The sequence below is a fragment of the Vibrio sp. FE10 genome (genome assembly GCF_030297155.1).
Classification (GTDB): Bacteria; Pseudomonadota; Gammaproteobacteria; order Enterobacterales; family Vibrionaceae; genus Vibrio; species Vibrio apostichopi.
In genome coordinates this window covers 2,405,203-2,418,457 of record NZ_AP028067.1, presented here as the reverse complement: position 1 = coordinate 2,418,457, position 13,255 = coordinate 2,405,203, and the positions used below count along the sequence as shown (strand labels likewise).

Here is a 13,255-nt window from a genome sequence, read left to right as displayed (position 1 = left end):
GGCAATGATGAAAAAGATAATACTAGGACTCGCTTGTGCGGCTGCTTTACTTGGTACCACAGTACAGGCGAAAGAAATCCGTTTAGCGTCAGACTTTACCTATCCGCCATTCAACTACAAAAACAGCGAAGGTAAACCTGTTGGGTTTGATATTGAGATAGCAGACGCCTTGTGTGAGCAAGCGAAGTTGGATTGTACTTGGGTATCACAAAGCTGGGATTCGTTGATTCCAAGTCTATTGGCGAGAAAGTCAGATGTGATCATGGCTTCGATGCGTATTACCGAAGAGCGTAAGCGCAAAATACTGTTCACCGATAAGTACTATCAAACGCCAGCTGTGTTTGTTGCTGCTAAGAACGCAGAATTTAGCATTGATGAGGCCGGCCTAGCGGGTAAAACTATTGGTGTGCAGCAGGGTACGATTCACGATCGTTACGTCACTGATAAGTTTGGCGACATCGTAAACATCAAACGTTACACAGGACAAGACGAAGTCTACCTTGATATGCAGAATGGTCGTTTAGATCTAACGTTTGGTAACTCCGACCAACTATCACTCGCTTTCTTAGATAAGAAAGAAGGAGAGGGTTTTGAATTCAAAGGCAAAGCAGTGACCGACAAAGCCTACATTGGCGAAGGCACTGCATTAGCGTTAAGAAAGCAGGATTCAAAACTGGCAAAACAATTCAATACCGCTATTGAAGAGATCAGAGCGAACGGTACTTACGACAAAATTGCTGCTAAGTACTTCACGTTTGATATTTATGGCGCTGATTTGTAATTCGTCTAACGCCTAAAACTAAATCACTAAAAACAAAAATCCGAGAGCTGTGAGGTTCTCGGATTTTTGTTACAAACAATTCGTCCTATCAAGTTTCTCTCTATTGCCTTTATCCGTGCTTATCCATTCTTTTTCCATACGTTTAGCTTAAAACCTTATCTCTACCACCTCAGAAATCACAGTTGACGACTCGCTTTTCAATCGATAAGACCTTCTTTGCTCGTGCTCTATAAACGATCTCTGGATCTTAAAATAACACAAATGTGCAAATGCATTTCTTGCTAACAGATTGTTCTAAAAGCAGTTGGAAGTGTTCGAAATCCCCAGAAAATCCGAAGTTAGACTGCTTAATGGTTTAATTAGTGTCAAATATGATTGGTATCACAATCAATTCAGCTCTCCGGCGTATAGATGAACCTTAGCTCACAAAATATACACATAGTATTGTAATACAAAATGCATGAGGTAAGAATATTGTAATGAAGCGTTAAAGTCATGAGCGATATGCAATTGATTTTTAGATCTCAAGTTCGGTTCTAACGTGACATATACAACAGTACCTCTTACAAAAATGGATTCTGGAGAAGAACATGAAAAAACACCTACTGACGATTGCTGCGGCATCAATTCTCATGGCATTTGGAGCTCAAGCAAAAACTTTGACCCTAGGGCATGCAATGTCATTAGAAAGCGCTGCTCACCAAGGCATGGTGATCATGGCTGATAAAGTTAAAGAAAAATCGAATGGTGACCTTACGATTAAGATCTTTCCAAACGGTCAATTAGGCTCTGAGCGTGACCAAGCTGAGCAAGTTGTTACTGGCGCGATTGATATGGCGAAAATCAATGGTGGATTAGCTGAATCTTTTGAACCAACGTTTAAGGTTAATGCACTGCCTTTCTTATTCCGTGATGTTCCACATATGAGAACGTTCATGCGAAGTGAAGCGGCACAAGAGATGCTGCTTTCAAGCGAAGGTAAAGGCTTCATTGGACTTACATTTTATGATTCAGGTACACGTAGCTTCTACGCTAAAAAAGCAATTAACTCGCCGGCCGATCTGGCGGGGATGAAAGTTCGAGTTCCTGGTTCTCCAACCATGATGGAAATGGTCAACCTATTAGGTGGTAAAGCAACACCTGTACCTTTCAATGAGGTATACACGGCACTGCAACAAGGCGTGATTGATGGTGCTGAAAACAATATTTCTAGCTTAGTTGAAATGAAACACAGCGAAGTTGCTAAATTTTATTCTATGGATCAGCACATGATGACACCTGATGTGATCATCATTTCAGAATATAAATGGGCCTCACTAACGGCAGATGAACAAAAAATCTTAAAGGAAGCAGCAGCAGAGTCTCTTGAAGAGCAGATCAAGATCTGGGACGCAACAGATGACATGAACAAAGAGAAAGGAATGAAAGCAGGCGTAACGTTTGTTGAAGTTGATAAAGCCCCTTTCCGTGCAGCTGTTAAACCTATGATTGATGAAGCGAAAAAAGACCCTAAATTAGCTTCATTCATTGAAAAAATTGAAGTTCTTTAACCAGTATTAGTGAAAATATAATTTTGCCTTGGCTTTGCTAAGGCAAAATTTTTGAGGTATCACACCATGTTAGCAACTTTCAGAAACCTACTTGATAGGTTGATTCTTTTTGTCTCTTCTTTCGCATTAATGTTACTTGTCGTTACCGTCACTTGGCAGGTTTTTAGTCGTTATGTTTTGAATGACCCAAGTAACTGGACTGATGAACTTGCTCGTTATGCGATGGTATGGCTTGGCTTATTAGGAGCAAGTTATTTATTCGGTATCAGAGGACATTTAGCTATAACGTTATTGGATGGTTATCTTAAGGGTAAAGCACATATCGCATTGCACGTACTCATCAATACCATTTCTGGCGCATTTGTATTTTTAGCAATGCTTCAAGGTGGCATCGCCCTAATGGGAAGAACCACACAACAACTATCTCCAGCACTGCAATTACCGATGTCGACGGTTTATTCAATATTGCCGATTTCAGCCGTTATTATCCTCATCTATTTGGTCATGAATACGTTTGATCTTTTTTGTGAACCCAACAAAAAGTAAGTTATAAAAGGACTCTATATTATGGATTTGTCCATTGGTGTTTGGCTGCTAGGCCTCTTCTTATTCATGATCGCGATAAGCATGCCTATTGCGATTGCAATTGCTATGTCTTCTTTAACGATCATGTATTTCATCTTACCGTTTGAAGTCGCAAGTATTACTGCGGGTCAAAAAATTATTACCGGTATCGATAGTTTCAGTTTATTAGCAATCCCTTTCTTTATCCTCGCTGGTAACATAATGAATGTGGGTGGCATCGCGAGTCGACTCATCAATCTTGCAAAGCTCTTGGTTGGTTGGATCCCTGGCTCACTTTTTCACGTAAATATCTTTGCAAATATGATGTTTGGCGCTGTTTCAGGATCCGCCGTTGCTGCTGCGGCGGCGGTTGGTAAAACCTTAGGCCCTGAATTAGAAAAAGATGGCTATGATAAAAACTTAGCAACAGCAGTAAACGTTGCATCTTGCCCTGCAGGCTTACTAATACCGCCGAGTAACTCATTGATCGTATTTTCAGTGGTATCGGGTGGAACATCCGTAGCGGCGTTGTTTATCGCCGGTTATGTCCCAGGTATTTTAATGGGTTTAAGTTGTATGGTCGTAGCCTATTTCATCGCTAAAAAGAAAGGCTACAAAACAAGTGCGAATGACGGCTTTACAGCGAAAGATGTGCTGAATATTGTTTGGCAAGCAACACCAAGCTTAGGGCTTATTGTTGTTGTTATTGGCGGTATTATTGGCGGTATATTCACTGCAACAGAAGGGGCATGTATAGCGGTTCTTTACTCTTTTATATTGTCACTTTGCTACCGAACCCTCAAATGGGCGCACTTCCCGATAATTTGTAGAGAAACCGTTCAGGTCACTGGCATTATGCTGTTCTTGATTGGTGCTTCAACCATCATGTCATGGGCAATGGCTTTTACTGGTCTGCCAACAATGATCAGCGATTGGATGCTCTCTATTTCAGATAATCCGATTATCATCTTTATTCTGATGAATCTGATTCTACTGATCGTGGGTATGTTTATGGACCTTACGCCCGCCGTATTGATCTTTACCCCTATCTTTATGCCGATTGCTGAGCATTTAGGTATGCATCCAATTCACTTTGCGATGATGATTATCTTCAACTTATGTATTGGCATTGCAACGCCACCCGTTGGCACGGCCCTATTTGTAGGTTGTAGTGTCAGTGGCTCCAAAATTGAAAATGTTATTAGAAGTATCATGCCGTTTTGTGCCGTATTGATCGTCACATTGTTGGCCATTACTTTTATTCCTGAAATTAGTTTGGCTCTGCCTCGTGCATTTGGATTAATCAATTAGTCTTACAAGAGTAAGACTTACCGAATCAATATTGATTATTGCCTAATAAAAAACCGCCTCATGAAGGCGGTTTTTATTTATTAAAAGACATCTATAAGTAATTTGCTTAAATTTTAATTAAGCCTGTTGTCTTTTGACTAAGCTTGCTGCTTTTGTAGCTCAGCTTCTTGTTCTTCGTCTTTGATTAGAGAATCAACGATTACCGCACATGCTGCATCACCAGTGATGTTTAGAGCAGTACGAATCATATCGAAGATACGGTCTAGAGCGAACAACAGAGGTAGACCTTCGATAGGGATACCAGCGGCTAGAAGAACGGCAACCACTAGGAAAGAAGGACCTGGAACACCCGCTTGACCAACAGCACCTAGCGTAGAGGTTACGATGATAGCAACGTAAGCACCCATAGACAGGTCGATGTTGAACAGTTGTGCGAAGAAGATAGCCACTAGGCCGTAGTAAATTGCGTTACCAGACATGTTGATCGTCGCGCCTAAAGGCAGAACGAATGAAGCGGTAGAATTACGAACACCAAGTTCTTTCTCTACTGTTTCCATTGTTACTGGTAGTGTCGCCATAGAAGAGGCTGTTGATAGTGCAACCGCTTGAGGCTTCTTCATTGCCACTAGGAACTTCTTCGCAGAAGTCTTAGTGAAGATTTGAATCATCAGTGGGTAAGCAACAAAGCCGAAGATAAGAATCGCAGCGATGTAAACAACGAACAGTTTGAACACAACCATAAGCGCGCCAAAACCAAACGTACCTACAGCTTCAGCCATTAGGCCGAATACGCCAAGTGGTGCAATGATCATAACTTTGTTGATCATCCATACCATAGCGTCAACGATAGCATTTACACCGTTGATGATAGGGTCACGCTTCTCTTTTGCTTGTTTAGAAATCGCAATACCAAAGAACAAGCAGAAAACGAGAATTTGCAGAATGTTTGCTTCATTCAATGATTGGAAAACGTTGGTAGGGATCATGCCAGTGATGGTTGCCCAGAACGTTGGAAGCTCGCCTTTCGCAGCGTATTCTGAAGAGAACATACCTTCAACGCCAGAAACATCGATACCACGACCCGGTTCGAATACTTCACCCATTACAAGCGCTAGTGCTACAGCAAGTGCAGACGTTAATGCAAAGTAACCCAGTGTTGTTACACCGACTTTACCTGCCGATGAGCTATTACCTAGACCTGCAGCTCCTGAAATTAGGGCAACCGCGACTAGAGGAATAACCAACATCTTGATCAAGTTGATGAAGATAGCACCCAGTGGAGCGAACATTGTTGCGCTCTCACCCATCATCGCGCCGACTACGGTACCGATGATCATTGCAATAACGACTTGGATGCCGATGTTGCTTAGTAAACTCTTTTCTTTTAACACTTCCATAACCTCTGTGCTACTAAATATAAAAATCCCAGAATTACTCACCAATGTACGATGTACCATTGGATAAATATTTCGCGAAGAGTTTTACACGTATCCTTTACATTTATCAATATGAGCGGAGATGAAAGTCTCTTAAAAACCGGAGCTGAATCGCTATTAGGTGTTTTTTTATACCATGGCAAACGTTTGCTTTTGTTTTTGGCTGATACGTTATTTGTTTAATTTATAAAAGGTTTGATCGGTGTGATTTTGTGAATGCTTTTGGTGGGGTTCTGTTAACTCATCTTTATTAACATTTAATCTTCATTGGCGAGTGCTTTTTATACAAATCTGGGAGGGGATAAGATGAGATGTTGGTTGTGCGAAATTTAGCCTGAACTATGCTTAAGGTATCTATTTATTACCAAGATGTTACCTCTACGCTTGAATAAAACGTCAATCTAGCATCTCAGTTGTAAGGAGAAGGTGCATGACTTTTATATCAAAGTGCTTATTTGCGTTCCTTCTGCTATTTAGTTCTGCCTTAGCTCAGGCTGATGATGTTTGGGTTATTGAGATTAATGGTGGTATTGGACCGGCAACGAGTGACTACCTCACCAGAGAGATAGAACAGGCTCATGATGAGCAAGCTAAGTTCATCATGTTGAAAATGAACACGCCCGGCGGTTTAGATACGTCGATGCGAGATATCATTAGAGCGATCACGACATCGCCTATTCCTGTCGCAACATGGGTGGGGCCTGCAGGCTCACGTGCTGCGAGCGCGGGGACGTATATCTTGCTAGCCAGCCACATTGCTTCAATGGCCCCCGGTACCAACTTAGGTGCAGCTACCCCTGTTTCTCTAGGTGGTGGTAAAGCGCCTTCAAATCCTCTATCTCCTCAAGATGACACCAACAAAGACGACGACACTTCTGCAGCCAATGAAAATACTCAAGAGCCACAAAACTCAGATCAGGTGAAAGCCACTACCGCGATGGAAAAGAAAGTCATTAATGATGCAGCGGCTTATATCGTAAGTTTGGCTAAGCTACACAATCGTAATGAAGAGTGGGCAGAGAAGGCGGTAAGAGAAGCGGCAAGCTTGGATTCGGACAATGCGCTCACACTGAATGTGATTGATTTCATCGCGAGCGACCTACAGCAATTGGTTGAGTTGAGTAATGGACGCATCATCACAATCAATGGTGTCAGTCAGGAAATTCAGCTCAGTGAGGTGGCTTTTGTCGAGCGAGAGCAAGATTGGCGCTTCAGCCTGCTTTCGGTGATTACTAATCCAAATGTTGCTTACATTCTGATGCTCATCGGTATCTATGGCTTGCTTCTTGAGTTCTATAACCCCGGCGTTGGTTTACCGGGTGTCTTAGGGGGTATTTGCTTGCTACTCGCCATGTATTCCTTACAAATGCTGCCTGTGAGCTACGCGGGCCTTGCCTTAATTCTATTGGGAATTGCCTTAATGGTGGCAGAAGCATTTAGTCCGAGCTTTGGTATTTTCGGTTTGGGTGGCGTTGCCGCATTTACATTGGGCTCAATCATGCTGATGGACACTGAGGTACCGGGTTACCAAATCGCATTACCGTTAATTATTGGAATCAGTTTGTTCTCTGTCGCCTTTATCGTCGTAACAATATCAATGCTAGTCCGAGTGAGAAACAAACCAGTGACCACAGGAATGGAAGCGGTTGTCGGTGACACAGGCAAAGTGGTAAGCGGTTTCCCTGGAGCAGGTCGAGTATTGGTCGAAGGTGAGATCTGGCAAGCCAAATGCGCGAGTGAACTGCAAGCGGGGCAGATCATCAGAGTCACCAAGCTGACGGGGCTTTCATTGGATGTTGAAGCGCTGCCCGATGATACATCATCGAAATCTCTCTAGCGCAGACTGTTAGCGTGGAGTGCTAGTACAAACGTTATTGGATTATTAATTGCTTAGCCATCGTTACCATTAGGGGGCGGTTATGTTTATACACACTATAGGTATTGTCATTGTGCTCGTTATCTTGTTGATAGCCAGCATGTTCAAAGTGCTGCGCGAGTACGAGCGTGCAGTGGTGTTCTTCCTCGGGCGCTTTTACGGTGTGAAAGGGCCGGGGTTGATTATCATCATTCCTTTCATTCAACAAATCGTAAGAGTGGATCTACGAACTATCGTGTTGGACGTACCGACTCAAGATTTGATCACACGCGATAACGTGTCGGTCAAGGTGAATGCCGTGGTCTATTTTCGAGTGCTGGATCCGAAGATGGCGATCAATAACGTAGAGAACTACCTTGAAGCGACCAGTCAACTGTCACAAACAACGCTGCGCTCGGTGCTCGGTCAGCATGAGTTGGATGAGCTGTTGTCTGAGCGTGAAGAGCTTAATAGAGACTTACAAGCGATCTTGGATCAACATACCGATAATTGGGGGATCAAGATTGCCAATGTCGAGATCAAGCATGTTGATCTGGATGACAGTATGGTACGAGCTCTTGCAAAACAAGCGGAAGCAGAACGTTCTCGTCGAGCTAAGGTAATACATGCGACGGGTGAGCTTGAAGCATCTTCTAAGTTACGCGAAGCCGCAGAGGTGTTGAATCAAGCGCCTAACGCCATTCAATTGCGATATATGCAAACGTTAACCGAGGTGGCTAACGAAAGAACCTCCACCATCATATTCCCAATGCCGATCGATCTAGTGGAGAAGATAACCGAGCCGATCAAAGCGACACTCAATGAGGCTGCAATCAAGAAAGCGATGAAAGCCGATGAGTGATTGGCTCAAATGAAAAGCAATAAAAAAGGCTCCACAGTTGTGGAGCCTTTTACTATTTGAACCATTGGTTCTATTTAATGATCAATGATCAATGATCAATGATCAATGATCAATGATCAATGATCAATGATCAATGATCAATGATCAATGATCAATGATCAATGATCAATGATCAATGATCAATGATCAATGATCAATGATCAATGATCAATGATCAATGATCAATGATCAATGACCAATGGCTACGAGCGTCTATTTATTGACCGTCGATTATTTCTGCGTAGCCGCTTTCATTGGCGTAACAAACTCCGCAAGTGCTTTAAGCATTGCTTCTGGTTGTTCAACGTTGTTTTCAATGATTTTCACAACGGCTGAACCAGAGATAGCACCTGCAGCGCCAGCTACAATCGCTTCTTTCACTTGCTCTGGAGCCGAGATACCGAAACCAAGCAGTGCTGGTGGCGCATCGAACTTGTTCAAGCGGTCAAGCAGTGCCGTTACTGGCATGTTTGCTTTTGTTTCAGCACCTGTCACGCCTGAGCGAGAAAGTAGGTAAGTGTAACCACCACCTAACTCAGATACTGACTGAAGTGTTTCATCGCTTGCTGTTGGTGGAGCAATAAAGATTGGGTGAATACCAAACTTCTTCGCTGCCGCAACAAACTCACCGCTTTCGTTGGTTGGTACATCAGCAATCAATACTGAATCGATACCTGCTTTTGCGCAACGCTCGTAGAAGTTCTCGATACCACGTGCGTAAACCAAGTTCGCGTACATCAGTAGGCCGATTGGCAGCTCTGGGTATTTAGCGCGAATTTGCCCAATAAGATCAAAACATACATCTGGCGTGACTTTGGAATCTAAAGCACGAATGTTTGCGCCTTGGATTGTTGGACCATCAGCAAGTGGATCTGAGAATGGAATACCAAGCTCAAGTGCATCAGCACCCGCTTCAACAAGTGTTTCCATGATCTTAAGAGACTGCTCAGGGTTAGGATCGCCAACCGTTACGAATGGTACAAATGCGCCCTGATTCTTTTCAGCTAAGCGAGTGAAGAGTGATTGATAGCGATCCATTATAATGCTCCTTTCTCTTTAAGAATGTCGTGTACCGAGAAAATGTCTTTATCACCACGGCCAGACAGGTTAACCACTAATAGTTGTTCTTTCTCTGGGTCATCGTGAGCCATTTTAACTGCATGAGCCACAGCATGAGATGACTCTAGCGCTGCGATAATACCTTCTTTACGTGCAATCAATTGGAACGCTTCTAGCGCTTCGTCATCGGTCACGTTGTCGTATTCAGCACGGCCAATGGCATTTAGGTGCGCGTGTTGAGGACCCACTGATGGGAAATCTAGACCCGCAGAAACAGAGTAAGACTCTTCTACTTGGCCGTTCTCATCTTGCATCAGTGGTGCTTTCATACCAAAGAAGATACCCGTTTTACCGTGCTTAAGTGGCGCGCCGTGTTGGTCGGTATCAATACCTTTACCAGCAGGCTCTACACCGATCAGGCGAACAGACTCTTCTTCAATGAAGTCAGCGAACATACCGATAGCGTTTGAACCACCGCCGACACAAGCGATAACCGCATCTGGAAGGCGACCTTCACGAGCCAGGATTTGGTTCTTTGTTTCTTCACCAATCATGCGTTGGAAATCACGAACGATTGTTGGGAATGGGTGAGGGCCAGCCGCAGTACCTAATAGGTAGTGTGCTTCTTCGTAAGTTGCAGACCAGTCACGTAGAGCTTCATTACATGCGTCTTTTAGCGTAGAAGAACCAGAATGAACAGGGATAACTTCTGCGCCCATCAGCTTCATACGGAATACGTTCGGGCTTTGACGCTCAACGTCTTTGGCACCCATGTAAACGCGACACTTAAGGCCCAATAGAGCACACGCTAGAGCAGTCGCAACGCCGTGTTGGCCTGCACCAGTTTCAGCGATGATTTCTTGCTTACCCATACGTTTAGCAAGCAGCGCTTGGCCAAGTACTTGGTTTGTTTTGTGTGCGCCGCCGTGAAGTAGATCTTCACGCTTTAGGTACAGTTTGGTTTTTGTACCTTTAGTAAGGTTACGAGCCAGCGTTAGTGCCGTTGGGCGACCTGCGTACTCTTGCAGAAGCGTCATGAATTCGCTGCGGAACTCAGGATCGGCTTGTGCATCGATAAATGCTTGTTCTAGTTGGTCTAGTGCTGGCACTAGGATCTGCGGTACGTATTGACCACCGTATTCACCAAAGTAGGCATCGAGTTTAGCCATTGTGTTATTCCTTCAATTCTATCGATGTGTATTCACACCAAGTCATTTAATCTTGTTTGAGCTTCGCAAAAGCAAAGCTCACAAATATGTTTTTTGATTCTGCTTTCTAGCTTCTGGGTTCTAGGTTTTAAGTTCTAGGTCTTAAGTTCTAGAAGCCAGACTAGTAATTACGAATCGCAGCAAAAGCGCGTTGCAGCTTGTCTGCGTCTTTTTTACCTGGAGAGGATTCAACGCCAGAGTTTAGGTCTAGCCCTAAGCAGCCTAGTCTCGCTGCTTGGTTAGCATTTTCTGGATTTAGACCACCCGCCAACATGATTGCGCTTTGGTTGTTGATTAGGCTCCAATCGAACGCTTGGCCTGTACCGCCAGTTTGAGAACCCACTTTAGTATCTAGCAGGTGACGAGTCACGTTGCTTTTTAGTAATTCTGGTAGCGCGCTTTTAGCACCGTTTTCAGCGTCAGAAGCCACACCGTAAGCTTTCCAGATCTCAACGTTTTCAGGTAGTGATTGTTTCAACTCATCTACAAATGCTTGAGACTCATCACCGTGCAGTTGCACCGCAAATAAACCTAGCTCAGCAACCGTTTTTGCAACGTCAGTAACGCTATGGTTTTGGAACACACCCACGTAGTTCAAAGGTGCGCCGCTCATGGTTAAACGAGCTGCTTCGATATCCACATGACGCTTAGATGCCTCAACGAAAATCAGACCACCGAATACTGCACCAGCTTGATAAGCCTTAGCTGCATCGTCAGTGTGAGTTAAACCACACACCTTGTTTTCACCAAGCGTGACTTTACGCACCGCAAGCTCTAGGTTCTTTTCAGCCATCAGAGAGCTACCGATTAGGAAGCCGTCTGCAAATGTTGAAAGGTCACGTACTTGCTGGTGGTTGTAGATACCCGACTCAGAAATGACAATCGCTTCTGGAGCCAGTTCGCGAATCAGCGGAGCCAACTCTTTAGTACGGTTCAAATCAGTCGAAAGGTCACGTAGGTTACGGTTATTAATACCGATCACTTTTGCTTTTAAAGCGACTGCGCGGTGAAGCTCTTCTTCGTTGCTGACTTCGGTAAGTACACCCATGTTTAGCGAGTGAGCGACCTCAGCAAGTGCTTTGTACTCTTCGTCATCCAATACCGATAGCATCAGCAAGATTGCATCAGCTGAGTAGTGACGAGCTAGGTAAACTTGGTAAGTATCAACCATGAAGTCTTTACAAAGAATAGGTTGCTTGGCAATGCTGCGAACCTTAGGTAAAAACTCAAAGTCACCTTGGAAGTACTTCTCGTCGGTCAGAACTGAAATTGCATTTGCGTGGTTGTTGTACACCGACGCAATGTAGTCCAGGTCAAACTCGTCACGGATTAGCCCTTTTGACGGAGATGCTTTCTTGCATTCAGTGATGAAAACCGTTTGATCGCCGCTCAGTGCATCATAAAAGCTGCGGTCTGTTGCGGTTAACTCCGATTTAAACTCATCCAATGGTTGAGTTTGCTTACGCGCTGCAACCCATTGGTATTTATCACGAACGATTTTTGCTAGTACTTCCGCCATTTCAGCTTCTTTGACTGAAACGTGGGTCGACAGTTTATCGGTAGTCTGTGTCATGTTTTTTGTCTCGTCGTTCGTTAGGCGTGTGCAGCAAGCTTTTGTACAAGCTCGTACGCTTTGCCAGAGTTCATCGCGTCAATCGCTTGCTGTGCGTTAGCTTTTAGATCTTCGTGACCAAATAGACGCATCAGCAGAGCAACGTTGACGGCCACAGCGCCAACTTGAGCATCTGTGCCTTTACCCGTGAGGATATCCGTTGTGATAGCTTTGTTCTCTTCTGGCTCGCCGCCCTTGATTGCTTCAAGAGGGTGAGTGTTCAAACCAAAGTCAGCCGGTGCCACTGTGTATTCGTGAATTTTGCCATCTTTGATTTCAGCAACGATGGTCTCGCCGTGAATAGCCACTTCGTCAAGGCCACTACCGTGCACAACAGCAGCACGCTTCATGCCCATTTGCAGCATGGTTTCCGCGATAGGGCGTACTAGCTCTTTGCTGTAAACACCCATTAACTCGATGTTAGGGCGAGCAGGGTTAATCAGTGGGCCAAGGATGTTGAAGATAGTGCGTGTTTTCATTGTTTGACGAACAGGCATCGCGTGACGTACACCGACGTGATATTGCGGAGCAAATAGGAATGCTACGCCAAGCTCGTCGACTGCAGTACGAGTGTCTTCCGCTGTCATCGCTAGGTTAATGCCGAACGAGTCCAGTAGGTCAGAAGAGCCTGATTTGCTCGATACACTGCGGTTACCGTGCTTGGCGATTTTTAAGCCACACGCTGCTGCTACAAATGCAGAAGTTGTAGAAATGTTGATGGTGTCATGACCGTCGCCACCTGTACCCACGATGTCAGCGAAATCGTAATCAGGGCGTGGGAATGGGTTTGCATTGGCAAGCAGTGCTTTCGCCGCACCCGCGATTTCGTCTGGCGTTTCACCTTTGATTTTCAGTGCAGTCAGTGCAGAAGCCATCAAGATTGGATCGAGCTCACCCTTGATGATCACATCAAATAACTGTTGGCTTTCTTCTTGAGTAAGAGACTGCTGTTCGTAAAGTTTATTAATCTGTTCCATG

11 protein-coding genes are annotated in these 13,255 nt (G+C 44.3%); 6 read left to right on the top strand and 5 right to left on the bottom strand.

Annotated elements, in window-relative coordinates:
* Window positions 1–7: 7 nt before the first annotated feature.
* The 4 genes from QUF19_RS10745 to QUF19_RS10730 all read left to right on the top strand — a co-directional run bounded on the left by QUF19_RS10745 (window position 8) and on the right by QUF19_RS10730 (window position 4,206).
* Window positions 8–781, top strand: a complete 774-nt coding sequence (locus tag QUF19_RS10745) for an ABC transporter substrate-binding protein (RefSeq protein WP_286293144.1) — start codon at window positions 8–10, stop codon at window positions 779–781.
* 590 nt (window positions 782–1,371) lie between these two features.
* Window positions 1,372–2,331, top strand: coding sequence for a TRAP transporter substrate-binding protein (locus tag QUF19_RS10740; RefSeq protein WP_286293141.1), 960 nt, complete (start codon window positions 1,372–1,374; stop codon window positions 2,329–2,331).
* 66 nt (window positions 2,332–2,397) lie between these two features.
* A complete protein-coding gene (locus QUF19_RS10735) occupies window positions 2,398–2,877 on the top strand; it encodes a TRAP transporter small permease (protein WP_102434814.1) in 480 nt (159 codons plus the stop codon).
* A 21-nt stretch (window positions 2,878–2,898) separates the two neighbouring features.
* On the top strand, window positions 2,899–4,206 hold the full coding sequence (locus QUF19_RS10730; RefSeq protein ID WP_017078210.1) for a TRAP transporter large permease: 1,308 nt from the start codon (window positions 2,899–2,901) through the stop codon (window positions 4,204–4,206).
* 137 nt (window positions 4,207–4,343) lie between these two features.
* On the opposite strand, the gene QUF19_RS10725 is transcribed toward QUF19_RS10730, so the two are convergent.
* Entirely contained in the window at window positions 4,344–5,603 is a 1,260-nt protein-coding gene (locus QUF19_RS10725; protein ID WP_286293131.1) for a dicarboxylate/amino acid:cation symporter, read from the bottom strand.
* Between the two features lie 469 nt (window positions 5,604–6,072).
* On the opposite strand from QUF19_RS10725, the gene QUF19_RS10720 reads away from it, so the two are divergent.
* Window positions 6,073–7,479, top strand: coding sequence for an NfeD family protein (locus tag QUF19_RS10720; protein WP_286293129.1), 1,407 nt, complete (start codon window positions 6,073–6,075; stop codon window positions 7,477–7,479).
* An 82-nt stretch (window positions 7,480–7,561) separates the two neighbouring features.
* Window positions 7,562–8,359, top strand: coding sequence for a slipin family protein (locus QUF19_RS10715; RefSeq protein WP_286293127.1), 798 nt, complete (start codon window positions 7,562–7,564; stop codon window positions 8,357–8,359).
* A gap of 270 nt (window positions 8,360–8,629) precedes the next feature.
* Here QUF19_RS10715 and trpA read toward each other — a convergent pair whose 3' ends face one another.
* The 4 genes from trpA to trpD all read right to left on the bottom strand — a co-directional run bounded on the left by trpA (window position 8,630) and on the right by trpD (window position 13,254).
* Window positions 8,630–9,436: a tryptophan synthase subunit alpha gene (gene trpA, locus QUF19_RS10710; protein WP_102434819.1), complete on the bottom strand. Its 807-nt coding sequence runs from the start codon at window positions 9,434–9,436 to the stop codon at window positions 8,630–8,632.
* Complete coding sequence (trpB, locus tag QUF19_RS10705) at window positions 9,436–10,626, bottom strand: tryptophan synthase subunit beta (protein WP_261884590.1); 1,191 nt, start codon at window positions 10,624–10,626, stop codon at window positions 9,436–9,438. The genes trpA and trpB overlap by 1 nt, the downstream gene beginning before the upstream one ends.
* Window positions 10,627–10,786: 160 nt before the next feature.
* Window positions 10,787–12,238 (bottom strand): bifunctional indole-3-glycerol-phosphate synthase TrpC/phosphoribosylanthranilate isomerase TrpF, encoded by a 1,452-nt coding sequence (gene trpCF / locus QUF19_RS10700; RefSeq protein ID WP_286293115.1) that lies wholly within the window; start codon window positions 12,236–12,238, stop codon window positions 10,787–10,789.
* A gap of 20 nt (window positions 12,239–12,258) precedes the next feature.
* A complete protein-coding gene (gene trpD / locus QUF19_RS10695) occupies window positions 12,259–13,254 on the bottom strand; it encodes an anthranilate phosphoribosyltransferase (RefSeq protein WP_017094474.1) in 996 nt (331 codons plus the stop codon).
* Window position 13,255 lies beyond the last annotated feature (1 nt).

What these genes read in the sequence shown, in the direction of transcription:
- QUF19_RS10725 (WP_286293131.1), bottom strand. Translation starts at nt 5,603, where the DNA reads ATGGAAGTGTTAAAAGAAAAGAGTTTACTAAGCAACATCGGCATCCAA.
- QUF19_RS10720 (WP_286293129.1), top strand. Translation starts at nt 6,073, where the DNA reads ATGACTTTTATATCAAAGTGCTTATTTGCGTTCCTTCTGCTATTTAGT.
- QUF19_RS10715 (WP_286293127.1), top strand. Translation starts at nt 7,562, where the DNA reads ATGTTTATACACACTATAGGTATTGTCATTGTGCTCGTTATCTTGTTG.
- trpD (WP_017094474.1), bottom strand. Translation starts at nt 13,254, where the DNA reads ATGGAACAGATTAATAAACTTTACGAACAGCAGTCTCTTACTCAAGAA.
- QUF19_RS10745 (WP_286293144.1), top strand. Translation starts at nt 8, where the DNA reads ATGAAAAAGATAATACTAGGACTCGCTTGTGCGGCTGCTTTACTTGGT.
- trpA (WP_102434819.1), bottom strand. Translation starts at nt 9,436, where the DNA reads ATGGATCGCTATCAATCACTCTTCACTCGCTTAGCTGAAAAGAATCAG.
- QUF19_RS10730 (WP_017078210.1), top strand. Translation starts at nt 2,899, where the DNA reads ATGGATTTGTCCATTGGTGTTTGGCTGCTAGGCCTCTTCTTATTCATG.
- QUF19_RS10740 (WP_286293141.1), top strand. Translation starts at nt 1,372, where the DNA reads ATGAAAAAACACCTACTGACGATTGCTGCGGCATCAATTCTCATGGCA.
- trpCF (WP_286293115.1), bottom strand. Translation starts at nt 12,238, where the DNA reads ATGACACAGACTACCGATAAACTGTCGACCCACGTTTCAGTCAAAGAA.
- trpB (WP_261884590.1), bottom strand. Translation starts at nt 10,626, where the DNA reads ATGGCTAAACTCGATGCCTACTTTGGTGAATACGGTGGTCAATACGTA.
- QUF19_RS10735 (WP_102434814.1), top strand. Translation starts at nt 2,398, where the DNA reads ATGTTAGCAACTTTCAGAAACCTACTTGATAGGTTGATTCTTTTTGTC.